We start from the raw sequence: 21,712 nt of genomic DNA on the forward strand, positions 1-21,712 counted from the left end.
AGAGACTTTGAGTCCCTCTCTTATGTTTTCTATATCTTTACAATGATTCTACCTCTTGCTTGTCCTTTTAAAATAGTAGGCAAGTTTTCAGGTAATTCTTCAAGTGTAATTTCTTTCTGTATAATTTCAGAAAAAGTAGAAGGTTTTAAATCGGTTGCCATGCGATTCCATAGTTCTTGCCGAACATCCATTGGACAATTAACAGAATCAATTCCGAGAAGGTTTATGCCACGTAAAATAAACGGAAACACGGTGGTAGGAACGCTTCCTCCACCAGTTAAACCACTGACCGCAACTGAACCATTATAGTGGATTTTACTTAAAATGGAAGCAAGTGTCTCTCCTCCGACTGGATCAACCGCTGCAGCCCAATTTTGTTTATCAAGAGTTTTTATTTTACCATTAAAGACATCTTCACGAGAGATAATCTCTTTTGCACCAAGCTTATGTAAAAAAGTATGCTCAGAATTTTTACCCGTACTAGCGACAACTTCGTATCCTCTTTTAGAAAGCATGGAAACAGCTAAACTTCCTACCCCACCAGTAGCTCCAGTGACAAGGACTTTGCCTTTTTCTGGCGATAAACCGTTATCTTCTAACCTTTGAATGGAGAGGGCTGCAGTAATACCTGCTGTCCCCAAAATCATTGATTCCATCAACGTTAAATTTTCGGGTAAAGGGACAATCCAATCACCAGGAATGCGGGCATATTCACAATAACCACCATAATGGGATACCCCAAGATCATAGCTTGTTGCTATGATCTTATCTCCTTCGCGGAAGCGTGGATCTTTAGACGCTACGACTACACCTGCTAAATCAATACCTGGAATAAAGGGATAGGTTATGACAATTTTTCCATTGGGAATACTAGCTAAACCGTCTTTATAGTTAATCGCAGAATAAGAAACCTTGATTAAAACATCACCTTGAGGTAACTCATTTAAGGTAATATTTTTGACTTGAACAGAAAAATCGTTTTCATTTTTATCTATCATCAATGCTTTAAATTGTTCCATCATTCTTTAACTCCTTACTTGAACAGCAGAATAGAATTATATATTAACTGCTAATATATAACGTATGGAAGAAAATTACAAGTACATACTTTTATATTATATAGTGAAAAAAGTATACTGTGGGTTATAATAAATATGGAGGTGATGTGAAATGTCGCGAATGCAGGATAAGATGTTTAATTGTGAAAAAGAATTAACTCTTTCTGTTATCGGTGGTAAATGGAAGATGCTTATACTATGGCATCTAGGAAAAGAGGGAACGAAGCGATTTGGTGAACTGAAAGCTCTTATGCCAGGGATCACGCAGAGAATGCTAGTTAATCAATTGAGAGAACTGGAAGAAGACTTGATTGTAAAACGCGAAGTCTATCCGGTGGTTCCTCCAAAAGTAGAATACTCCCTTACTGAACAAGGAAGAAGCTTGATGCCGATTCTCGATGCTATGTATAACTGGGGAAAAGATTATATGGAAACTGCTGGGTTGAATCCTTTAGTAAGACAAGAGGCGATTAGGTAAATTTTAACTCGCAATCTAAGGTTGACTCCGGCCAAGGGGGTCAACCTCTTTTTATGATAATTTAATAATTATTTTTAGTATTTTGTAATGCCTGAAAATAAAAGTGTTAATTAACTTTTATTTTCATTTACTGAATTAGAAATGAAAACTATGGACCTTATAAAAAAAATGCAAGAGCTGAAGGTGGATCCTCTTCAAATCGGGGTACGGGGTACACACCCTTAGTCCCTTTTCCAAACCCATCAGCGAGAAGGTATGGTTAGCCGCTTGGGGAATGGTTGAAATACAAACTAATACAATTAATACTTTGCTCGCAAAAACCGTTTCAACCTCTGCTTGACCGATAACTATACCACCAATACCCCCTAAGGTTTGACTTGATTTGGTCGGTATCCGTAAACTCGCTTCTTTTATGATTTCAAGAACAGTTAACATCACTATTGTTCTCCAAATGGTGTAAACAGTATTTTACTTCTAGATTCCACTATAACAAGTATTTGTAAGGTAATCATTTGATAATGGTGGGTTGTTAGTGCAACATAAAATGGTATCAGTGTGACGGACAAAAAAAAGCTTAATATCGATCGAATAACTCTTGAAAAACTTGCAACCGGCCAACGATTAATATAATCCTCAGGTCATTGGAAAAAGTGTAAAAAGGTGATTGGTGCAATTAATACAAACGGAGTGTTCTCTACCAAGACTAGTTAATTTACCGAGCCCTGAGGAATAAGCACAAACATCTGGGCGTTCAGTTTGTTTTGACTAGATCCTCTACAACAGCTAATCCAAGATCATGTTTTGATTGAAAATAATGGTAAAATTGTCCTTTTCTTATATTAGTAGCTACCATAATAAAATATAGTTGACATCCTAAACTGTAAACAATAAAATTACAGTACACTCATTTAAATTGAGTTTGGAGGTCAACCTAATTCGTTTTATTAGATAATACATTATTACTCGTTTTTATCTTAACTGTAATTTTTTTTGTTACATTTCAAATATAAGGAGTGTGTAAAAGAATGGTGAATCTATATGTAACATCAAGTTGTACATCCTGTCGCAAAGCAATAACATGGCTAGAGGAACATCATATTAATTATAGTGTTAAAAATATTATGAATGAATCACTTTCACTTGAGGAGATTAAATCTATTCTTCGCATGACGGAAACTGGTACGGAAGAGATTATATCGAAAAAATCAAAAACGTTTCAGGAATTAAATATAAATATTGAATCGCTCCCACTTAATGAATTATATAAATTAATAATAAATAATCCCAAAATGTTGCGAATGCCAATAATCCAAGACGAAAAAAGATTACAGGTTGGTTATAATGAAGATGAAATTCGTAGTTTTCTTCCTCGTAAGCTACGAACATTCTCATACATTAAATCACAAAAAGTAGCTAATTAATAAATAATATTAATAGTAATAAAATATCAGTTTTCTTGACAAGACAATTTGTAACACATAGTATTACAGTACTTAATAATATCATCGAAGAATTTAAGAAATTAATGATTTTTAGGAGGCAGGCCATGAATAGTGATTTCACTCTTGCCATTCATAGTTTAACTTATCTTGCGCTACAGCTGGATCGGATGTCTACAAGTGATGCAATATCTGCGAGTGCCTGTGTCCATCCAGTACGTATTCGTAAAGTGCTTAGTTTGTTAAAAAAGCATGGATTTATTAAATCGAAAGAAGGAACTGGTGGTGGTTTTATATTTGCCTTAGATTTAAATGTAGTTAATCTATGGGATATTTATATGATCACTTCTGAGGGGGCATTGCAGCCTAAGTGCCCTGAATCAAATGAAAAGTGTGTTGTTGGGGCAAATATGCAAAATGTTCTTTTTAATATTTTCTTAGGTGCGGAAGAACATCTTGGAGGATATTTAAAGCAATACACTATTAAGGACATTGTCGAACATATCAAATGTGAGAAATGAGCAGCTAAAAAAAGTGAAGGCTAAGCCTTCTATTAATCGAAATGTAATAAAAAAAATTACAGTTCGATTTAGTACTGTTATAATCACAAATTTTTTTAACTTATAACTCTAAATAAGAAGGTGGAAAAAATGAACTTAAATAAAGATTCTATTTTAAAAACAGGTGACTGGGTTAAAGGTAAATCAATGGATGGAGAATTAGTAATAGGTTATATTGAATCACTTTCTATTCTTGATGAATTAGTAAAGGTGAATGTAATAACTTCAGATAATAAAACAACTGTTGGGAAAACCATTCAAATGCTAAATAAAAACGTAAAGAAGATGCCTTATTCGAAAGTGGCAAACAAAGAACAGCTTCGATTTCTAATTGACTTGGCCCTCTCGACGGGCGATGAGGATTGGTTTAATGAGTTATCTTCTCAGGTAAACTCCATGAGGCAACTTGTTAATGGCGTAAAATAGGGATTAAACTATTTGTCGAATTATGTAAATTATTTCATTAATCTATATAGGTGCGGTTTTAAGTGTAAGAAAGATTTAGAACAAGTTTTCTGAGACTTTTATCTCTTTTATGAGATGATGATTGATATTTAGTACATTGAAAAGTCTAGGAGTGAGATTGTTTAAGGATATAAACATCGCTTTGAGGGAAAAACAAGCACAACTAAATAAAAAACTTATAGATTTTAAAAATTGTTCCTATGATCCTTTTGTTACAAAAAATCATTCTAGTTATATGAGTAGGAGGGCAATAAAATGGATTTTTCAAATAACTGACTCAGCAAAAGAAGAGTTTAGAAAAAAAATTGGGGATAATCGATTTATACAATTATCATTCGATCGTGGAAGTTGCAATATTGTAAATAATATATACGAGATGAAGATCGTTAACAAAAGATGAAGTGACCCTTATGAAAAAATATTATCAGTTGATAACATTGAATTTTTAGTTAATAATGACTTTGACGAAGTGTATGATAATCAATTAGTAAAAGATTATTCAATCGGATTATTTATCTTTAAAAATAAAAACCAAATATTTAATAATAAAAATAGGCCTTAGATATGTTTAGTATTAAAAACACACCATTGGTAGTCATAAAATATTAAAGTACAAAAACTTCCGACAAAATAATATAGAACTAAGAAGGATAGAAAAGCAGAAGTAATATCTGCTATTTCTATCCTATTTTTGTACTACAAATGACATCATTTACTACAACAACATTTTTAGAAGATTATTTTACTAACGTATGCGTTAGTTGAACAACAAGCAGAGGATTATGATCGAAGAATAGTCGGTCTATTATTCTAACCCATGCTTTAGTGCTTTAGTTAGATTATTTATGTTGAGGTGATCCGTATCATAAGTAAATGAGGTGTATTTCGACTGAAAAAAGTATTAGGAATACCTAAAAAAATGGGAGTGTGCATATATTAATGGATATTTTACTATGAAATATAGCAAATTTGGAAAAGAAATAGTAATTTCTCCTCTTTATAATCTAAGTTAGGGGGGAAGAAAATGAATTTATTAAAGAAACAGGATTCATATCAAGTTTATATTTATACATGCTTCTTGTCGCAATTATTTTTTACTTTTATTACTACTGTTAATCTGTTATATCATGTGAAAATAGTATTGCTTGATCCAATGCAACTTGTTTTAGTTGGAAGCGTGTTAGAGGTTGTTGTTTTCCTATTTGAAATTCCGACGGGATTACTCTCCGATGTGAAAAGTCGGAAGCTTTCTGTCATAATTGGATATTTTTTAATTGGTGCTGGGTTTTTAATTGAAGGATTGTTTCCGTATTTTGTAACTGTTATATTCTCCCAGATAGCTTGGGGAATCGGATATACATTTACTAGCGGTGCTCATCAAGCTTGGATTGCAGATGAGATAGGAGAAGAGCGTGCTTCATTAGCATTTGTAAGTGGTGCAAAGGCTGGTAATCTTGGAAAGGTCATAGCGATACCTTTTAGTATTATTACAGGTTATTTTATGATTAATCTACCAATTATTATTGGTGGAATATGCATGGTTGGATTAGCTTTCTTTTTAATATTTTTTATGAAAGAGGAGAATTTTAAACCAATCAACAAGGGAGAAATATCAACATGGAAGACCATACAGAGTAATATTAGCGAAATTATTCATTACTCTAAAGCTAGTTATTTAATGCGAATTCTCTTCCTTATTGCATTGTTTTTTGGATTATATAGTGAAGGGTTCGATCGTTTGTGGATTTCCCACTTCATGGAGGAAACCTATTTTTCATTATTGTCTGAAGGCAATTTAGTGGTAATTATGGGAGTTATTCAATTTGTCGTTGTGCTTACTTCATTTGCAGCACTCCATTTAATTAGTAAAAACTTAATACATCAGCAGCTTAGACAAATTTATGTTTCTTTATTTATCGGAAGTATACTTATTATTACTTCATTGATAGGTTTTGCTTTATCTACTCATGTTATCTTTTTACTAAGCTTTTATATCATTATTCAAGTGGCAAGAACTGTCATGTCACCAATGGAGGATATCTGGTTAAATAAAATCATTCCGGATTCCTCAACACGCGCTACTTTCTTTTCAGTAAAAGGTCAAGTCGATGCAATTGGTCAAATTAGCGGTGGCCCGGTTATTGGCATGATCGCAACGAACTTTACTATTAAAATAGCCATTATAGTAAGTGCTGTTCTTTTAACTCCTGTTATATTTTTGTATAACCTAATCTTGAAAAAATTTCGAGGGTGATCATGTCACCCTCTTTCTTTTATCGGAATGTAGATTTCCATATAAATCTTTTCAAAATCCCAGTAGTGGCAATGTTCATCATAAAATTCAAAGTCAAAGCTATCTTCATCCACTTCATATGCTGATTGAGGAAACCAATCTTCCAATATATAGATCCAAGTCCCTTTAATGGCTGAAACGAACTGTTCCAATTCAACAAGAGGTGTTCTAAAAATGGCATAGGTAGTATCCGGAATTTGTAAATGGGTTATTCCATCAGGAAGCTCAATGTCTTGATCATATTCTACAGCAAATAAATAGTTAAATTTATCTTCATTATAGGAACTAGTTAAATTGATACAATATTCCCCGTGCTTTCTCGGGGATAATAATTTATATAGAAACCTTTCAATGGATCCGTCTGTTAAACCTTCTTGTTCCCAATAGGCTGGTGCGTCTCTTGTATAAGTTACATTTTCCTTATTAATTTCAAACGTTTTACCAGCAACAGAAAAAGACTTTGTTTTAACAATCTTTGGCTGCATTACAATTCCGCCAGTATTTTTTTTATGAAGGCTCATTAAATCTAGTTTTTGTGGCAACGATTTCGGACAATGTTGCTTATATAAACTTGGAGGAGTTCCAAAACATTTCTTAAAAGCTTTTGTAAAACCAGAATGTGTTTCAAACCCATAATCTAGAGCAATTTGAAGAATTTTATTGCCATTCACTAATTCGTGTAAAGCAAACTGGAGCTTTCTTTTTAAGACATAATCCATTATGGTATAACCGATATGTTTATAAAAAATTCTAGAAAAGTGATAGGGAGAATACCCAACCAATTTCGCTAGTTTCTCAGGATTAATTTCATCCTTGATATGTTCCTCTATGTAATCGATTACTTTTTGAAGTAAAGTTAACTGTTCGATTTGACTCACCACTTATTTAATCTCTTTTTTTAATAAAATCATGTTCTTTAAATTATACAAGATATTTTATTAATTATATCATTAGATTTATAAAACTGTGAGGTGAACCACATTTAGGGAGTATGACAGAAGCTGCTTTTTATTATCGTCAAGCTATCTTTCAATTAAAGTAATTCAGTTTGAACCTGGGAAATTGTTTTTCAATAGCATCTATTATATTAATTGGTCAGGCAATTGGAGAAAAAAATAAATCAGATATTAAGGAATATCGAAAATGGAGTTATTTTCAGTCTGCTGTTTCAATGACATTTGTTACAGGCACTCTAGCAGTTGCAAGCCCTTTGATTGGAAAATTATTTACTCATAATCAAACAGTGCTTCACTTATTAGTAATTACTTTATTAATCGATACTGTATCTTAGCCATTTTTAGCTTCTGTTACTATTGACACTGCTGTGGTACAAGAAGGTGGTAACAGTAAATTACGATTTAGGCCGCTATATATTAATATAAATTGAACTCTACTTGAAGAAGTTTCCTAATTGTTTCATTCCCTGTTAAATCTAAGCGAATGAATTTCGACTCCCCACTCACATGGAGAGAAAAATTAATAAATGGACAACAACGATTTTCGTACGCGATCCAATCAACAATTTTTTGTAAAAATGATGGTTCGTTTGGATAAACAAACGTATAGCCAGCAGTGGGGTGTTGATAAAAAGGCACCTGATTTATACGATTGGATCGGTGCAGCAATTTGTTTAGTGGGTGTGTCTGTTATTTTATGGACTCCTCGAAATTTACTAGTTAATCACAGTTCCTAATTCAATTAACTAACGCATTAGTTTTATTCACTCATTTTCTTAACTAACTTTCGGATGCATTAGTTGAATAGGTCTCTTTAAATCAAATAGTCGCCCTTTCAAATCCATCTTTAATTGCACTAGCTAATTCACCAGTTCTTATTTTTCCTTATTTCTTTTTTTCTTGAGATTCCTTTTTGATTTTCGCTTTGGCTTTATCTAGAATAAAAACCGATCATAAATGCTTCTAGGTTGTCTTTTATAAATTCTTCCATCGTAATTGGTTCTCTACCAAGTAATTCTTTTAATTCATTAGTTACGGTTTTCGCCAAGCCAAGCTTGGCAGTTGTATAGATACCAATCATCACAATAATAAAATCTCTTTTTAATCCTTTTTTCCTCATTTTTCTCCAAAACGCTAAGATGCTAGGGTTTGTATAACGAATTTCTTTTTGTAAATGTTTCGTTAGTAACCTTGCGACATCATAGTAACTAAGAGCTTCTTTTCCAGTTAATGAATAAGCTTTAAAACGATGTCCACTTTCAGTTAATGCTTTTGCAGCAACTACCCCAATATCACGAACATCGATAAAACTTGTTTTCCCTTGCCCTGCTGGCACAAAAATAATCTGTTCGTTTAACAATTCATCACCATGTTGTGTCAATAAATTTTGCATGAAAAAGCTAGGTCTTAAAAACGTATACGGAATACGAGACTGAATGATCAGGTCCTCAATTTTTGCATGGGGAACGATCTTGTTTTTTTCGGCTCCTAACAAAGATAAAAAGACAATTTGTTCAATTCCTACTTCCTTAGCTGCTTCAATGACTGGTTCAAAGTACTTCTTATCGGCAAGGTGTGGTGGACGAATGAGAAATAACTTCTTAATTCCTTGAAGAGCTGGGCGAATTGAAGAAGGATCTTCAAAGTCCAAATAAATATGATCTGTATTTTTTCGATGCGTAGATAGCTTAAATTCACAATGTAATCTTTGTAATTCTTTTACGACTTCTCTTCCGACATTTCCGTTTGCACCGGTTACTAATATCATTCTATTTCCTCATTTCTTTTTTCATTTGATACAAAAATTTTATCCAATAATACTAAATAGTAAATTTTATCTTCAACTATCAGCCTTAAAGACAAAAAGAGTAACGATTACGGAAATATATGAGTAAAATTGCGTTATGTTATATTGTGCTCTTTTTGTTTTGTAGGATTCAAAAAAATAACTATTGATTTAGAAGAAATACTTGGTAGAGAGCCAATCACAATTGAAAGATTTATTATATATAACTTAAATGCTTTTAAACATTAAATCAAATAAGCATAAAAATATAAAAAGGCTCGTTCTTATAATATTCTTAGATGCAGTTACAGAATATATAAGAACGAGTTAAATAGGGTTAGTATTCAACGTGTGACAGTAAAATACCCAAGGCAAAATATATCATAATTTTTCTCAGGTATACTAATTTGATCGGTAGATTACTGAATAAAATTGTTAATAAAGGAGAGTTAAAATAAATGGTTGTAGAAGGAAGTATAGTTAAGCGAACTTTAGCATCTTTAAAAAAACGTTTAGAGGAAAATGGGAATATTATTCGGTTTCAAGGTGAAGAAGGTTATTTATCAAGAGTGGAATGTACATTTAATTCACCAGCAAGCGATGAGGAATTAAAGAGTTTTGAAAAGGAAACAGGTTTTATCTTACCAAATGATTATAAAGAGTTTTTAAAGATTTCTAATGGATGTCGATTATTTGATGATGTTGAATATGCGGAGAAATCGAACTATATAGCTTGAGCAAATTATTGAATTAAATGATCATTATGATGAATTTGAAGGATGTTATGATATAGCCTACATTTATCAAGATAATATAGTAATAAATTCAAAACATTTAAGTGAGAAAAAAAAGAATTACCTTTTCTGGAAAGGTCATATCGATCAATTTGAAGAGGCAGTTCCACTAGAGATGAACTTTGAATTATGGTTGGATAGATTTATCATTAGCTCTGGTGCGAAGTTTTGGTCATGGTCAATTTATACAGCTGAAAATTACTATGAATTATCATAGCCTTATGCAACTAACGAGCGCGTTAGTTCAATATCATGAGTAGCATATTACAACTTTTTTTATGGAGAAGCTTGCAGTTAGTTATTCATCGTAAGAACAGCTTAGATTAAATTGTACAATAATGCTAAATATGGCCATGGAAAAGGGTCCTTCATATTTCAATCAGTTTGCTTGATAATAAAAAGAGATGAATGATTAAAGGAGAGAAATAAATGACATTAAATGAGGGATTTATTGATGTAACAGGTGGGAAGGTGTGGTATCAGGTTCATGATACGGATACAAATAGAACACCTGTAATTGTTTTACATGGAGGGCCTGGTTCTTCCCATTATTCAATGCAGGGGTTACAAATACTTGCAGAAGATCGTCCGGTTATTTTTTATGATCAGTTGGGATGCGGGAAGTCTGATCGTCCAACAGACACTTCTTTGTGGAAAATTGATCGGTATGTTGAAGAATTAGGTCAAATCCGCGAGGCGCTTTCTCTTGATAAATATCATATACTCGGTCACTCTTGGGGGACAACCCTTGCTGCAGCTTATTATTTATCCAAACCAGAAGGCGTGAAGAGCATTATATTTTCAAGCCCTTGTTTAAGCGCTCCGTTATGGGCGGAGGATCAAGATAGAAATCGGAAACTGCTGCCTTTGGATGTTCAGCAAACATTAAAGAGATGTGAGGAAAATGGAACAACAGAGACGGAAGAGTACAAGAAAGCTACAGCCGTATTTAATAAACATTTCGTTTGTAGGTTAGACCCGTATCCGGAATTTCTGAAAAAAGGTGCACACTACAGAAATCCAGAAGTATACAATATCATGTGGGGACCATCAGAGTTTCACGTAACCGGAAACTTAAAGGATTTTGACTGTACTTCGCAATTAAATGAAATTCATGTTCCAACTATTTATACTTGTGGGCGTTACGATGAAGCAACTCCTAAATCAACCAAACATTTCAGCGAACTAACGCCGAAAGGAAAGTTCCACGTATTTGAGAATAGTGCTCATATGCCATACCTAGAAGAGCCGGAAGAGTATTTACGAGTGATTAGAAGCTTTTTGAAGTATGTTGACTTAAACAATTAATCTCGATTCATAGGAAATGAATCTGAGAGTATTCAAGATAAAGATTGTAGGATTAAGTTTAATATTCAAAAGGTGAAGATTTTATTCAGATTTTTTACAAACATTATACAGAAGCAGGTTTTAACCTGGATGCAGAAAATACTGAAGTTGTAAAGAAGTATGTTGGGCAAACAACTAGAGTGATTAGAGAAGTAATATTAGAAATGGTTAGACTACAAGAATATCCAGAATATCCTTCTAGATTGTCTTGCTTATATGCCGCCAAATGTTACGAGGATGCTCTGAAATGGAAGGATATATTCGATTCGTTCAATAGGAATGTTTTGCAAATCGTTAAACTTAGAGTTAAGGGGAGTTCATTTGAAGGGGATGGAAATCTTTTACCAAAAGAGGATGGAGTTCTATTTGCTCGGAAAATTGAACAGGCTAGAGAGTATTGGATGGGTAATGTTTCAAATGATCTTCCAGAGCTTTTAATTAATGGGAAAATCGAAGTAGTAGAGATTATTGATGATTTTACAGTTTAATTTAACCGTGTTTAATATTATTTGTTGCTCAACTAACTAGAAAAAGTTGAAGAAGATCAACGAGTCGCAAATGCGGCTTTTTTTAATGAAGTAAATAGCAGTTTAGCTTAAAGACATTTATTCACAAAGTTATAAAGTAAACTTTCCATTCATAAGGCTTAACGTTGACTCTGGAATATTGAACTTCGCTACCTGCTAATTGAATTCTACTTCATCTGGAGACCTTTAAATTAAAATGTTTCTATCTTCTGACAGACTTAAACAAACAATTCAATCATCTTTTCGTATAGAAAAACTTATTAAGAAACATGCACTAGAAGAAATATAAATCATATATAGGAGATATCCCGTTTGAATGCTTGAGGAGGATATTATGAAACCTATGTTACCTAGTGAAAAATATTTCGGTAATTTAGAATTAGTTTATGAATTTTATGGAGCTATGCCTACAGGTGTTACTGTTTCAGAAACCGGTCGTATTTTCATTTGCTTTCCGAAATGGGGAGACGATGTTAAATTTACGGTGGGGGAAATTGTTGAGGGTAGATTGCAGCCTTATCCTAATTTACAAGCCAATTTGGTTAACCCCGAGAATATCACAATGACTTTCATCAGTGTCCAAAGTGTAGTTGCTGATGGAAGGGGAACACTTTGGATATTAGATACAGCGGCACCCAATTTTTCTGAACCAATTAAAGGAGGGGCAAAATTAGTCGCTGTAGATTTAGAAACTAATACAATTAGTAAAGTATATACCTTTACAGAAGAGGTTGTCCTGCCAACAACTTATCTGAATGATGTCCGCTTTGATTTTCGTGCTGGAAAAGCAGGTTATGCTTATATAACGGATTCATCTTCAAGAGGACCAGGAGCTATTATCGTCGTAGATTTATCAAATGGAAACGCGTTTAGACGGTTAAATGGGGCAAATTCAACTTCACCTGATCCCTATTTTTTACCGAAAGTAGAAGGTCAAATTTTAGTGAATCGAAACAAGGACGGTTCAACTTCTCCATTTAGATTGGCGTCTGATAGTCTTGCCATTTCTGCCGATGGAAAGATATTATTTTTTGCTCCACTAACCAGTCGTCACTTGTTCTCGATTTCAACAGAAACCCTGAGAGACAGAACGATACCGGACATGGATGTATCTTATCATGTGAAGTATTGGGGAGAAAAAGGTGCGTCTGATGGAATGATCACCGATGCAAAAGGAACTGTCTATGCTGGTGATTATGAAAACAACTGCATCCGTAAGATATTTCCAAATGGTATAATGGAAACTATCGCACATGATCCGAGAATTTTGTGGCCGGATACTTTTTCAATTGGTCCTGATCAGTATTTGTATTTCATTGTGAACCAGTTACATCGACAGCCTAGATTTCATTATGGAGAAGACTTAAGACAGAAACCTTATAGTTTACTTCGTATGAAAATTGATGAATTCCCTGCTCCGACATATTCATAATAAAAATAGTGAATTAATTTGTAAAACAAGCACGAGTAAACATGAGGAATTAACTGTATTAACTTCTGCCTAATAAACACAAAATGAAAAATAGGAACAGTTTATTTGGTAAGAGGTAAACTGCTCCTTGAAACTTTTTATAATGTCGGTAAGTTCAATGCTGTATTGATATTATTTAAATCCAAGCTGATCTGTTCGTTTGTATCCCATGCATGGTACCATCCTTTTTCTGCCATATATGTGGATATTTGTTCATGCATATTAAGAGCTTCTTCTAAATGGCGAGTGAGAATTTCTTTAATTTCCGGTGTTCCTGCCTCTGTAGCTGCCATGGCATAATTTCTAACACCACTTTTAGCTGAAATGAGTAGATCCATTGCAACCACTTGATCCGTTATTGCGTCCATGCCAGTTAAAGTTTCAATAATTGGATTCATGTTTATTCATCTCCTAATTTACTGCTTAGCGTTGGAAAGGATTGAAGCATATTCTTGTAATTGTCTAGTAGATAGATCAATGTCTTGCTGCATAATATCTTTTAATAGTTGATCTGTGACTAACGCTTTCATCGTTTTGGATTTCGTTAAACAAGTGGTCTTAAATGCAGCTATCTCATGGACCTCAAGAACTTCATGTAAGGCGTAGTTCATTTTTTATACCTCCTTCCTCAAGGTTTCAAAAGGACTTTTATACAATTATCCATTTTTGTGTCAAAAATCTCATAGCCACGCTTTGCTTCACTAAGTGGCAGTACATGACTTACGACATCACCTGGGTCAATTTTCCCGGTCGACACTAATTCAAACATATATGGCATATAATGAATCACAGGTGCTTGTCCGGATCGAATATTGACGTTTCGGTTCATAATATCTCCAAATGGGAATCCATTATATTTCCCACCGTAAACACCAGTAACTTGAATTGTCCCGCCTTTACGAACTGCTTGTGTAGCCGTGATAAACGCACCGAATGAACCACCATGAAGTTTTAATCCGCTTGCCAGGAACTCTAAATCAGTCATTTTACCGTCCATTCCAACTGCATCAATGACAACATCAGCGCCGCCCTTTGTTATTTCTTTCAAATGCATTCCTACATTTTCAAAGTGTTCGAAATTTACAATCTCCACTTTGTTGGTACGTTTGGCGTGTTGCAAACGATAGTCTACATAATCTACGGCAATGACACGCTTCGCTCCTTTTAGCCAACAAAATTTTTGAGCAAAAAGACCAACCGGACCACAGCCAAGAACAATAACTGTATCTCCACTCTTTACTCCTGCATTGTCAACACTCCAAAAACCAGTAGTCATCGCATCGGCAATAACTGCTAACTTTTCATCTGGTTCTTCACAAGTCTCTGGAATTTTGAAATGGGTAAAGTTGGCAAAAGGAACTCTTAAATATTCGGCTTGCCCACCTGGATAGCCACCCGTATTACCAGAATATCCGAAATAGGCACCCATATCACCATTATCATTCGAATTATCACATTGGCTTTCTAAATTTGTTTTACAGTAATGGCATTCACCGCATGCTATATTAAAGGGGATAATTACTCGATCTCCCTTTTTTAGCTTAGTCACACCTGGACCTACTTCTTCTACGATTCCCATTGGTTCATGGCCAATAATATAGTTTTCCTGCAGGTTAGGAATCATGCCATGAATTAGGTGAAGATCAGACCCACAAATAGCTGTACTTGTTACTTTTATAATCATGTCATCTGGTTTTTCAATCTTCGGATCTGGAACTTCTTTCACTTCTACATTTTTAATACCTTGATAAGTTACTGCCTTCATTAGTTACAAGCCTCCAGTGTTAATGTTCATCAGGTGTTCGGTCAAACAAGCCTTTTCTATTGTTATCAGCAGGAAATAGATGCATTTTGCCAATCATTAATGTATTGTTGGCAGACAGTTGGTCTAATTGATATTGTTCACTTAGTTCGTATGGATGGAACCATTTTTTACTAATCATTAGTTCTGTAATTTCTTGGTGCATAGCAATCCCTTGCATTAAATGGCTTCGTAAGAGCGTTCTAACATCAGGCGATGCTGACTCTGTTAATGCGACCGCAATATTGCGAACACCTTCTTTGGCACGAAGAAGAAAATCCATCGCAAAAGTAGTATCTGCTAGTTCTGGTACGTGTAACGAGTTTATAGGATCTAAATAATCATTGTTCAATGAATTTGCCTCCTTTTCAATTAATTATTGGTGTTGGCCGGTTTTGAGGAACTGGAGCTTCAAAAGGTGCACGTTGATAAATTGACTGTAATTCCCCTAGCTCTTGCATGGATTGTTCAACATCTTTTTGCATTAATGCTCTCAAATCATCATCAAATACCAATCCTTGCATTAGTTTTGATTTCGCTAAGCAAAGGGTTTTGAAATTAATAACTTCATGTAAATCCAATGATTCATGATCTGCTAATTTTTGATTATCCATTTAATTCCCTCCTTTTTGAACAAATACAAGAGTATTATTCCAAATGCAAAAAGAATCATTCTTTAGAGGCGGAAAAATGTTGATTAAATCATAATGTAATGAAAAATTCTATTCGATATATTTTGATTAAAAGGGCATAGGGTTAGTCCATACAACTTAGATTGATGGCAAATTATTCGATAAATTAGTTATGTATTATAGCGCTAAAGAGTCATAATTTGTTGGATGAATGGACTTGTCCTTCTGAAATTGGAAAAAATATAAATGGTACTGAATTTAGAATTGAAGATTAATTTAGAGAATGTTTATATTAGTTCAATGATCAGCTCGTTACCAGAAACTAATCTATCTAATTTAAGGTTTATTCTCTTGTCAAAGCATGAATGGACACTTGAAGAAAAAAACTCGATTTTATATGAAGAGGAACTTGGCCTTGGAAAAGTCATTAGATATAGAAAAACTGGGATTATTTGTAGAAAAAGCAAAAGAGGAGACAAACTCTTAAATAAAGTAATTTTTTCTCAAATTAATAAGGTGAAATGGAAATACATGAATTTGAATAGAATGGATAAGCTTTAGTTTGACATACTAAATAATAATTAAAGAAATATAAAAAAGGAAGCATAAATTTATGAGAAGTCAAGTTACAGTAATAGATGCTCTTAAGCAAGAATTTCAGGCATCAAAAGATTTAATTGTCCATTCTTTTGAATATTACGAACAACAAATCTGTTTGATCTATCTTCAAGATCTATGTGACTCAGATAAAATTAAAACTGATATTATCCAACCACTTATGCTTTGTGAAAAAGAGAGTAAATTTCTTTTACATTTACTCTCCTTATCTTCTTGCGAATCGATTCAAAACAAAAGATATTTAGGTGAGTATATTATTTCCGGTAACGTTTTAATTTTCATATCCAATGGGATATACTCTTATAATGCGATTCGTTCTATGGATACTCAATCTGAAGAGGCCACAGTGGAGACATCAGTTCAAGGGCCTCAAAAAGCTTTCTCTCATGACCTAAGTACAAATATTGCATTAATCCGCAAAAGATATCCTTCCAATAAATTAAGCGTTGAATATCAAACAGTTGGAACAATATCAAAAACAAGTATTGCAATCATTTATGATGTTGACTTTGCAGATAAAAAGGTAATTCAAGAATTAAATAGTCGCCTCAAGAGGGTAAAGATTGATGTTATTCAAGCAGTTGGCCAATTAGAAAATAAACTTTCAAATAAAAAGATTCATTTATTCCCTTGCATGATGATAACAGAAAGACCTGATCGAACTGTCCTAAACCTTGCCCAAGGTAAGGTTGTTATTATTATGGATGGAACTCCCTTCTCTTTAAGTACGCCTACCGTTTTTTTTGATTTTATTACATCAATGGATGACATATATCATTCATTCTGGATAAAAAAACTATTGCAAGTCATACGCTATTTAGCCCTTATTATAACTTTGGTGTTACCTGCTCTTTATATAGCTATTACTTCATATAATCCTGAAATATTAAGATCGCAACTTTTATTGACAATAGCAGGTAGTAGGGCAGGAGTTCCTTATCCATCAATTTATGAAGTTCTTTTTATGATGGTAGCTGTAGAAATGTTAGTGGAAGCTAGCATTAGACTACCAAGAGTAATGGGACCTACAGCTACTACAGTTGGTGGACTTATACTTGGTCAGGCCGCACAACAAGCTCAACTTGTAAGTTCTATCATGATTATTATTACAGCTTTTGTGGCTATTTCTAACTTTACAATGCCAATCAGTGCCATGAGTTTTGCGATTCGTTGCATTAGATACCCATTGATAATATTAGCAACTTTATTTGGGATGGTTGGATTAGTTGGAGGATTAATTGCACTTATTTGTTATTTAGCTAATAAGCGAAGCTTTGGGACTCCTTTTTTAGCAATCGAATGGGGATCTACCAATAAAATTGAAACGATAACTCAGAATCCAAAGGAGGGACATAGCTAGTTGACTCGTCACTTTTACTATACTGTTCTACTAACCATGATGTTGAACATTATTATCAATGTACCAATGGTTTTAATTGGCGAACGTTACAATGGATCTCTAATGGCTATGTTGTTAAGTGTTTTTATTGGTGGACTTTTTATTTATTTGTTTACGATTGGCATTAGTAAATTTTCAAATAAAGGATTACCCGAAATATTGGATAAAAGAATACCTTCTCTTATGAAAAACTCCTATTTAGCATTCTTAGGAGTAATGTGGATGGCTGCAGGTGCTTTTGTATTAATTTCTTATAGTTATATCATTAAACTCTATTTAAACACTGAATTAAGTATGGAAGTCATTTTAGCTTTTTTTCTAGTAATCGTTATTTTTGGAGCGAGTAATAATACAAAATCAATACTTAATGTAATTGAAATAATCGTTCTTGTCACTACTCCAGTTGTAGTTTTTATCATCTATAAATCGATAACTAGCCAATACTTTTATTTCGACCATATTAAAAGAATACTACATTATTTTTGGCAAATGCCGAATTATAATTCTCTTTCTGCTTCCACGTATTTTTTCACAGGGTATATAAATTTAGTAATCCTTAATCGTTATCTTGATACTAAAAAGGTTATTAAATATATTTGGATCTTGCCTATTATAGGTTTGGTTGTAATTAGTTTTACATTTTTTGTGCCAATTGGATTTTTAGGGGTGAGAGGGGTTAACGATGTAGTGTTTCCTTGGTTATTTATATCGGATTCTTTAAGAATGGAATATGGATTTATTGAAAGAGTTCTATATTTGAACCTTTACTTATACCTTTTGTTGTCACTGTTATTTGGCATATTAACATGGCATGTTGGGTTAAAACTATTTGAAGGAATGTTCTTTAATTATTATATGAAACCTGAAAAAAAAAGAAAAGTTAATGGCTATCTATTCTTACTATTTTTTGGAGTTATTACTATGATACTACAAACAATCACTAACCAGCGAGAAATATTTGAACTTATTAAACTATGGCAAGATATACGGTTTCCATCTGAGTTCATCTTAGTGGCTTTGATATTTTTCTTGTCTCTAAGGCAAAGAGTAGCATGAAATGTATTATAGGGATTTTGTTAATATTTGCATTATGTTTTATGTCAGGTTGCCAATTAGTTGATGTAGATAAACGTTTCTTTGTTGTATCCATAGGGATCGATAAAGCAGATGATGATGATACTAATAAATACATTGTGTCATTGAAATTAGCAATACCTTCAGCACAAATTGAACCAGGTAAATCCGATTTTCAAATTATTTCTCAAAGCTCAACTTCAGTAACTGATGCAATTAGAATTATCCAATCATTAGTAGATAAAAAGCTGGATTTTGGGCAATGTAGGGTATTACTAATTGGTAAGCAACTTTTAGGTGATAACCAAATAGATTTAATGAATTGGTTTATTAAAAGGCCAGATATTCAAGGGATTGCTTACGTAGGTGTAGGAGAACCTTCTGCAAAAGACGTTTTATCGTGGAAGGTTAAATCAGAAAGATTACCAGGTAATGCACTTGTCTTAACTTTTAATGAAGAGGCAAATAAATCACCGTATATAATGTCAGAAATACTTAATGACTATTACATGAGATTGAATGAAGAAGGGATCGATCCATATTTACCGATTATACAACCTATCGAAAATACCTTTAAAATCAATACATCTGCCGTTTTTAAAGGAACAAAATTTAAAGCGGAATTAAATCCAGACGAAACAAGGTTACTAAATGAGCTTATAAACCCAGAAAAAACAAATATAATTAATGTCGGAAAAGGAAAAAATCAATTTTCCATAAATGCTGAAAAGACTAAAACAGACATGAAAATCGTTATACCAAAAAACAAGAAACCATATGTAGATGTTCATATAAAGATAAAAGGGGTTATCGAAGAGTCAAAAAAAACATTACATAAAATTGGTCAATTAAAAGAATATGAAAATAAAACATCGAAATTAATAAACTTAAGAACGAAACGATTTCTAGAACATCTTCAAGATTTAGATGTTGATCCACACGGACTTGGGTTAAATTATCAAGCAAAATACGGAATGTCAAAAAAAGAAATAAATAAGTGGAAACAAATTTATCCAAAAATAGAATTTCGAGTTAAATCTGAAGTTATTCTTAAGGCAACTGGAACTATGTACTAATTTTGATTTACAGTAAAAACTAATTAAAGTACATAAACATAATAGGGAAAAATTATTTATTATAAGGGCTACCGTTGAGAAGGTTGATATCAAATTAAATTTTATTAGGCATAAGAAAAAGAACTTCAATTTGAAATGAACAATTGGAAAAGGACAAACTTGATATAAGATAATACTGAAAGTGAGATCCCAATTCAAATAACGAATGCATTAGTTGAACAACATGAGCTGCAAATATGCGGCTTTTTTTATTTGTGTAAAAGGCAGGGATATCAATGAAAATTTTGAATATAAATGGATATGTACTTATTAAACAGAAATCTTTATTTAAAAGGTTTTGTAGTAAGACAACCAAACCTAAATGATCGAAAGGGCTACTAATGTCGTACTGACAGAAGAAGGAAGAGCATTACTGACGAGATTTTTCCCAAACACGTTCCAACCAGTTCTCATTCATTTATCTAGAATGATGAAAAAGAACAGCTAATTGATTTATAAAAGAGAATTGGAATTGGTGCAAAAAATTTGGAAAAATAAACATTAATAAGCTAAATAGGAGGAAAAAGACAATGACTAATGAAAAATTAAATGTAGGTATTATTTTAGGTAGTACAAGACAGGGACGAGTTAGCCCACAAGTGGGAGAATGGGTTAAAGGAATTGCTGACAAACGCGGAGATGATGCAAACTATGAAATTGTAGATATTGCAGATTATAAATTACCTTTTTTAGGAACAACTGATGGGACTGAACCAGAAATTGCAGCTTGGAACGAAAAACTTAAAAGCTTGGATGGATTCGTATTTATCGTTCAGGAATATAATCACAGTATAACAGGAGTATTAAAAAATGCACTTGATTTAGCTCGTGAAGCCTGGAATAACAAAGCAGCAGGTATCGTTAGTTATGGTTCAACTGGCGGTGCTCGTGCAGCTGAACATTTACGAGGAATAATGGGTGAGCTAATGATTGCAGATGTTCGTGTTCACCCTACACTGTCTTTATTTACCGATTTTGAAAACTTTACTACTTTCAAGCCAGCTGAATTACACCTTAATAATGTAAATGCAATGCTTGACCAAGTTGTTGCTTGGAGTGGTGCATTAAAATCCTTGAGAAAATAGCCTTATAAAGTACTATTTTAGAATATCAGACGCTAAAAAAAATGTCTGATATTCTTTTTTTAACTAGTGAAACTAATCATTTTCGAGAATGCTCTCTACAATGAATAGTTTGTGAACCTTTACTAAATTTAATTAATGCTTATTCAACTAACGCTCAGCATTAATTTAAGTTCACGAGTCACATAAGTGGCTTGTTTTTTATTAAACAAACTGGCAATTAATTTTAAATAAGAACATGGTAAAATGATGTGAAAAGAGGAAAATTAATGGTTACACAATCTATGTTAGAGAGAAAGAAGGCGACTACAATATGTCCGAAGATGAATTATTCTCAAATAAGGCATCAAATATTAAAGAAATATATTCAAAAATACTCGATTTATTGAAAGAAATAGGACCATTTGAAATTGAGTATAAAAAGACCTCTATTCATCTTTTAAATAAATCTTCCTTTGGTGGGGTTCATCCAAAAAAGAAATGGTTAGATTTTAATTTAGTTACAAACTATCAAATTGAACATGAGAAAATTACTAAAATTGAACAAGTTTCTAAAAACAGATTTCACAATAACTTTAGATTCTATAATATAAACGACTTAGATCAAGAGTTTTTAGTTCTTCTAAAAGAATCATATAAATTGATGGGTTAATACGAGAAATGGAATTTATTACAATGAACAGCATTTACTTAGGAGTTATTTGGTTTAGTATCTGTACTAATAATGCTCCCGATGAAATTTGAAGATAAACGCATAGCTCTTATTAGTTCGTTTATCAATCGTTTTACGTTTGGTTTCATAATATCAGTAACTGTC

At 33.0% G+C, this 21,712-nt stretch carries 22 protein-coding genes and 3 pseudogenes; 16 read left to right on the forward strand and 9 right to left on the reverse strand.

The features are described 5' to 3' along the window. Positions 1 to 29: 29 nt before the first annotated feature. Positions 30 to 1,022, reverse strand: coding sequence for an NADPH:quinone oxidoreductase family protein (locus B7R67_RS10140; RefSeq protein WP_208615644.1), 993 nt, complete (start codon positions 1,020 to 1,022; stop codon positions 30 to 32). A gap of 148 nt (positions 1,023 to 1,170) precedes the next feature. On the opposite strand from B7R67_RS10140, the gene B7R67_RS10145 reads away from it, so the two are divergent. Then, positions 1,171 to 1,536, forward strand: coding sequence for a winged helix-turn-helix transcriptional regulator (locus B7R67_RS10145; RefSeq protein WP_088070048.1), 366 nt, complete (start codon positions 1,171 to 1,173; stop codon positions 1,534 to 1,536). A gap of 273 nt (positions 1,537 to 1,809) precedes the next feature. Here B7R67_RS10145 and B7R67_RS10150 read toward each other — a convergent pair. Continuing rightward, a pseudogene (locus tag B7R67_RS10150) lies at positions 1,810 to 2,298 on the reverse strand (spore germination protein); the annotation flags it as partial. Between the two features lie 263 nt (positions 2,299 to 2,561). Here B7R67_RS10150 and spxA point away from each other — a divergent pair. From spxA to B7R67_RS10175, 4 genes are all read left to right on the forward strand, one after another. After that, entirely contained in the window at positions 2,562 to 2,957 is a 396-nt protein-coding gene (gene spxA / locus B7R67_RS10155) for a transcriptional regulator SpxA (RefSeq protein WP_088070050.1), read from the forward strand. A gap of 125 nt (positions 2,958 to 3,082) precedes the next feature. Then, positions 3,083 to 3,496 carry an RrF2 family transcriptional regulator gene (locus B7R67_RS10160; RefSeq protein WP_088070052.1) on the forward strand — a complete coding sequence of 138 codons (414 nt, stop codon included), beginning with the start codon at positions 3,083 to 3,085 and terminating at the stop codon, positions 3,494 to 3,496. Between the two features lie 129 nt (positions 3,497 to 3,625). Beyond that, positions 3,626 to 3,961, forward strand: coding sequence for an IDEAL domain-containing protein (locus B7R67_RS10165; RefSeq protein ID WP_088070053.1), 336 nt, complete (start codon positions 3,626 to 3,628; stop codon positions 3,959 to 3,961). Positions 3,962 to 5,024: 1,063 nt separating this feature from the next. Next, positions 5,025 to 6,254 carry an MFS transporter gene (locus tag B7R67_RS10175; RefSeq protein WP_088070054.1) on the forward strand — a complete coding sequence of 410 codons (1,230 nt, stop codon included), beginning with the start codon at positions 5,025 to 5,027 and terminating at the stop codon, positions 6,252 to 6,254. A gap of 5 nt (positions 6,255 to 6,259) precedes the next feature. Here B7R67_RS10175 and B7R67_RS10180 read toward each other — a convergent pair whose 3' ends face one another. Continuing rightward, a complete protein-coding gene (locus B7R67_RS10180; RefSeq protein ID WP_235822133.1) occupies positions 6,260 to 7,174 on the reverse strand; it encodes an AraC family transcriptional regulator in 915 nt (304 codons plus the stop codon). 167 nt (positions 7,175 to 7,341) lie between these two features. Between B7R67_RS10180 and B7R67_RS10185 the strand changes: the two genes are divergently transcribed. After that, the gene (locus B7R67_RS10185) at positions 7,342 to 7,584 is read left to right on the forward strand and encodes an MATE family efflux transporter (protein WP_088070055.1); all 243 of its coding nucleotides are present in this window, start codon (positions 7,342 to 7,344) and stop codon (positions 7,582 to 7,584) included. Between the two features lie 282 nt (positions 7,585 to 7,866). After that, positions 7,867 to 7,986, forward strand: a pseudogene (locus B7R67_RS22500) (hypothetical protein); the annotation flags it as partial. A gap of 194 nt (positions 7,987 to 8,180) precedes the next feature. Here B7R67_RS22500 and B7R67_RS10195 read toward each other — a convergent pair. Next, positions 8,181 to 9,017: an SDR family oxidoreductase gene (locus B7R67_RS10195; protein ID WP_088070057.1), complete on the reverse strand. Its 837-nt coding sequence runs from the start codon at positions 9,015 to 9,017 to the stop codon at positions 8,181 to 8,183. Positions 9,018 to 9,493: 476 nt separating this feature from the next. On the opposite strand from B7R67_RS10195, the gene B7R67_RS10200 reads away from it, so the two are divergent. The 4 genes and pseudogenes from B7R67_RS10200 (at position 9,494) to B7R67_RS10215 (ending at position 13,135) form a co-directional block, all read left to right on the forward strand. Continuing rightward, positions 9,494 to 9,772, forward strand: a complete 279-nt coding sequence (locus tag B7R67_RS10200) for an SMI1/KNR4 family protein (protein WP_088070058.1) — start codon at positions 9,494 to 9,496, stop codon at positions 9,770 to 9,772. A 486-nt stretch (positions 9,773 to 10,258) separates the two neighbouring features. Next, on the forward strand, positions 10,259 to 11,137 hold the full coding sequence (locus B7R67_RS10205; protein ID WP_088070059.1) for a proline iminopeptidase-family hydrolase: 879 nt from the start codon (positions 10,259 to 10,261) through the stop codon (positions 11,135 to 11,137). A 65-nt stretch (positions 11,138 to 11,202) separates the two neighbouring features. Further along, positions 11,203 to 11,664: pseudogene (locus tag B7R67_RS10210) on the forward strand (DUF2441 domain-containing protein); the annotation flags it as partial. A 373-nt stretch (positions 11,665 to 12,037) separates the two neighbouring features. Then, positions 12,038 to 13,135 carry an L-dopachrome tautomerase-related protein gene (locus B7R67_RS10215; protein WP_088070061.1) on the forward strand — a complete coding sequence of 366 codons (1,098 nt, stop codon included), beginning with the start codon at positions 12,038 to 12,040 and terminating at the stop codon, positions 13,133 to 13,135. Positions 13,136 to 13,272: 137 nt separating this feature from the next. On the opposite strand, the gene B7R67_RS10220 is transcribed toward B7R67_RS10215, so the two are convergent. Genes B7R67_RS10220 through B7R67_RS10240 form a run of 5 tightly spaced genes read right to left on the reverse strand, consistent with a single transcriptional unit; the run spans position 13,273 to position 15,589 of the window. After that, on the reverse strand, positions 13,273 to 13,572 hold the full coding sequence (locus B7R67_RS10220) for a spore coat protein (RefSeq protein WP_056470416.1): 300 nt from the start codon (positions 13,570 to 13,572) through the stop codon (positions 13,273 to 13,275). Positions 13,573 to 13,590: 18 nt separating this feature from the next. Then, positions 13,591 to 13,785, reverse strand: a complete 195-nt coding sequence (locus tag B7R67_RS10225; protein WP_088070062.1) for a hypothetical protein — start codon at positions 13,783 to 13,785, stop codon at positions 13,591 to 13,593. Positions 13,786 to 13,802: 17 nt separating this feature from the next. Continuing rightward, a complete protein-coding gene (locus B7R67_RS10230; RefSeq protein WP_088070064.1) occupies positions 13,803 to 14,939 on the reverse strand; it encodes a zinc-dependent alcohol dehydrogenase in 1,137 nt (378 codons plus the stop codon). A gap of 19 nt (positions 14,940 to 14,958) precedes the next feature. Continuing rightward, positions 14,959 to 15,327 carry a spore coat protein gene (locus tag B7R67_RS10235; RefSeq protein WP_088070066.1) on the reverse strand — a complete coding sequence of 123 codons (369 nt, stop codon included), beginning with the start codon at positions 15,325 to 15,327 and terminating at the stop codon, positions 14,959 to 14,961. 16 nt (positions 15,328 to 15,343) lie between these two features. Then, a complete protein-coding gene (locus tag B7R67_RS10240) occupies positions 15,344 to 15,589 on the reverse strand; it encodes a spore gernimation protein GerQ (RefSeq protein WP_088070068.1) in 246 nt (81 codons plus the stop codon). Between the two features lie 631 nt (positions 15,590 to 16,220). On the opposite strand from B7R67_RS10240, the gene B7R67_RS10250 reads away from it, so the two are divergent. The 5 genes from B7R67_RS10250 to B7R67_RS10270 all read left to right on the forward strand — a co-directional run bounded on the left by B7R67_RS10250 (position 16,221) and on the right by B7R67_RS10270 (position 21,547). After that, a complete protein-coding gene (locus B7R67_RS10250; protein WP_088070072.1) occupies positions 16,221 to 17,585 on the forward strand; it encodes a spore germination protein in 1,365 nt (454 codons plus the stop codon). After that, positions 17,586 to 18,680 (forward strand): GerAB/ArcD/ProY family transporter, encoded by a 1,095-nt coding sequence (locus tag B7R67_RS10255; protein WP_088070074.1) that lies wholly within the window; start codon positions 17,586 to 17,588, stop codon positions 18,678 to 18,680. Next, on the forward strand, positions 18,677 to 19,774 hold the full coding sequence (locus B7R67_RS10260; protein WP_088070076.1) for a Ger(x)C family spore germination protein: 1,098 nt from the start codon (positions 18,677 to 18,679) through the stop codon (positions 19,772 to 19,774). The genes B7R67_RS10255 and B7R67_RS10260 overlap by 4 nt, the downstream gene beginning before the upstream one ends. Before the next feature lie 569 nt (positions 19,775 to 20,343). Next, positions 20,344 to 20,898 carry an NADPH-dependent FMN reductase gene (locus B7R67_RS10265; protein WP_088070078.1) on the forward strand — a complete coding sequence of 185 codons (555 nt, stop codon included), beginning with the start codon at positions 20,344 to 20,346 and terminating at the stop codon, positions 20,896 to 20,898. A gap of 310 nt (positions 20,899 to 21,208) precedes the next feature. Next, the gene (locus B7R67_RS10270) at positions 21,209 to 21,547 is read left to right on the forward strand and encodes a DUF5655 domain-containing protein (RefSeq protein WP_088070080.1); all 339 of its coding nucleotides are present in this window, start codon (positions 21,209 to 21,211) and stop codon (positions 21,545 to 21,547) included. Positions 21,548 to 21,712: the final 165 nt, after the last annotated feature.

It is taken from the genome of Gottfriedia luciferensis (assembly GCF_002156865.1).
Taxonomy (GTDB): Bacteria; Bacillota; Bacilli; order Bacillales; family Bacillaceae_G; genus Gottfriedia; species Gottfriedia luciferensis.

Bases quoted from the DNA above. Each gene is read 5' to 3' on its own strand.
- B7R67_RS10140 (WP_208615644.1), bottom strand. From the start codon at position 1,022: ATGATGGAACAATTTAAAGCATTGATGATAGATAAAAATGAAAACGAT.
- B7R67_RS10145 (WP_088070048.1), top strand. From the start codon at position 1,171: ATGTCGCGAATGCAGGATAAGATGTTTAATTGTGAAAAAGAATTAACT.
- spxA (WP_088070050.1), top strand. From the start codon at position 2,562: ATGGTGAATCTATATGTAACATCAAGTTGTACATCCTGTCGCAAAGCA.
- B7R67_RS10160 (WP_088070052.1), top strand. From the start codon at position 3,083: ATGAATAGTGATTTCACTCTTGCCATTCATAGTTTAACTTATCTTGCG.
- B7R67_RS10165 (WP_088070053.1), top strand. From the start codon at position 3,626: ATGAACTTAAATAAAGATTCTATTTTAAAAACAGGTGACTGGGTTAAA.
- B7R67_RS10175 (WP_088070054.1), top strand. From the start codon at position 5,025: ATGAATTTATTAAAGAAACAGGATTCATATCAAGTTTATATTTATACA.
- B7R67_RS10195 (WP_088070057.1), bottom strand. From the start codon at position 9,017: ATGATATTAGTAACCGGTGCAAACGGAAATGTCGGAAGAGAAGTCGTA.
- B7R67_RS10200 (WP_088070058.1), top strand. From the start codon at position 9,494: ATGGTTGTAGAAGGAAGTATAGTTAAGCGAACTTTAGCATCTTTAAAA.
- B7R67_RS10205 (WP_088070059.1), top strand. From the start codon at position 10,259: ATGACATTAAATGAGGGATTTATTGATGTAACAGGTGGGAAGGTGTGG.
- B7R67_RS10215 (WP_088070061.1), top strand. From the start codon at position 12,038: ATGAAACCTATGTTACCTAGTGAAAAATATTTCGGTAATTTAGAATTA.
- B7R67_RS10220 (WP_056470416.1), bottom strand. From the start codon at position 13,572: ATGAATCCAATTATTGAAACTTTAACTGGCATGGACGCAATAACGGAT.
- B7R67_RS10225 (WP_088070062.1), bottom strand. From the start codon at position 13,785: ATGAACTACGCCTTACATGAAGTTCTTGAGGTCCATGAGATAGCTGCA.
- B7R67_RS10230 (WP_088070064.1), bottom strand. From the start codon at position 14,939: ATGAAGGCAGTAACTTATCAAGGTATTAAAAATGTAGAAGTGAAAGAA.
- B7R67_RS10240 (WP_088070068.1), bottom strand. From the start codon at position 15,589: ATGGATAATCAAAAATTAGCAGATCATGAATCATTGGATTTACATGAA.
- B7R67_RS10250 (WP_088070072.1), top strand. From the start codon at position 16,221: ATGAGAAGTCAAGTTACAGTAATAGATGCTCTTAAGCAAGAATTTCAG.
- B7R67_RS10260 (WP_088070076.1), top strand. From the start codon at position 18,677: ATGAAATGTATTATAGGGATTTTGTTAATATTTGCATTATGTTTTATG.
- B7R67_RS10265 (WP_088070078.1), top strand. From the start codon at position 20,344: ATGACTAATGAAAAATTAAATGTAGGTATTATTTTAGGTAGTACAAGA.
- B7R67_RS10270 (WP_088070080.1), top strand. From the start codon at position 21,209: ATGTCCGAAGATGAATTATTCTCAAATAAGGCATCAAATATTAAAGAA.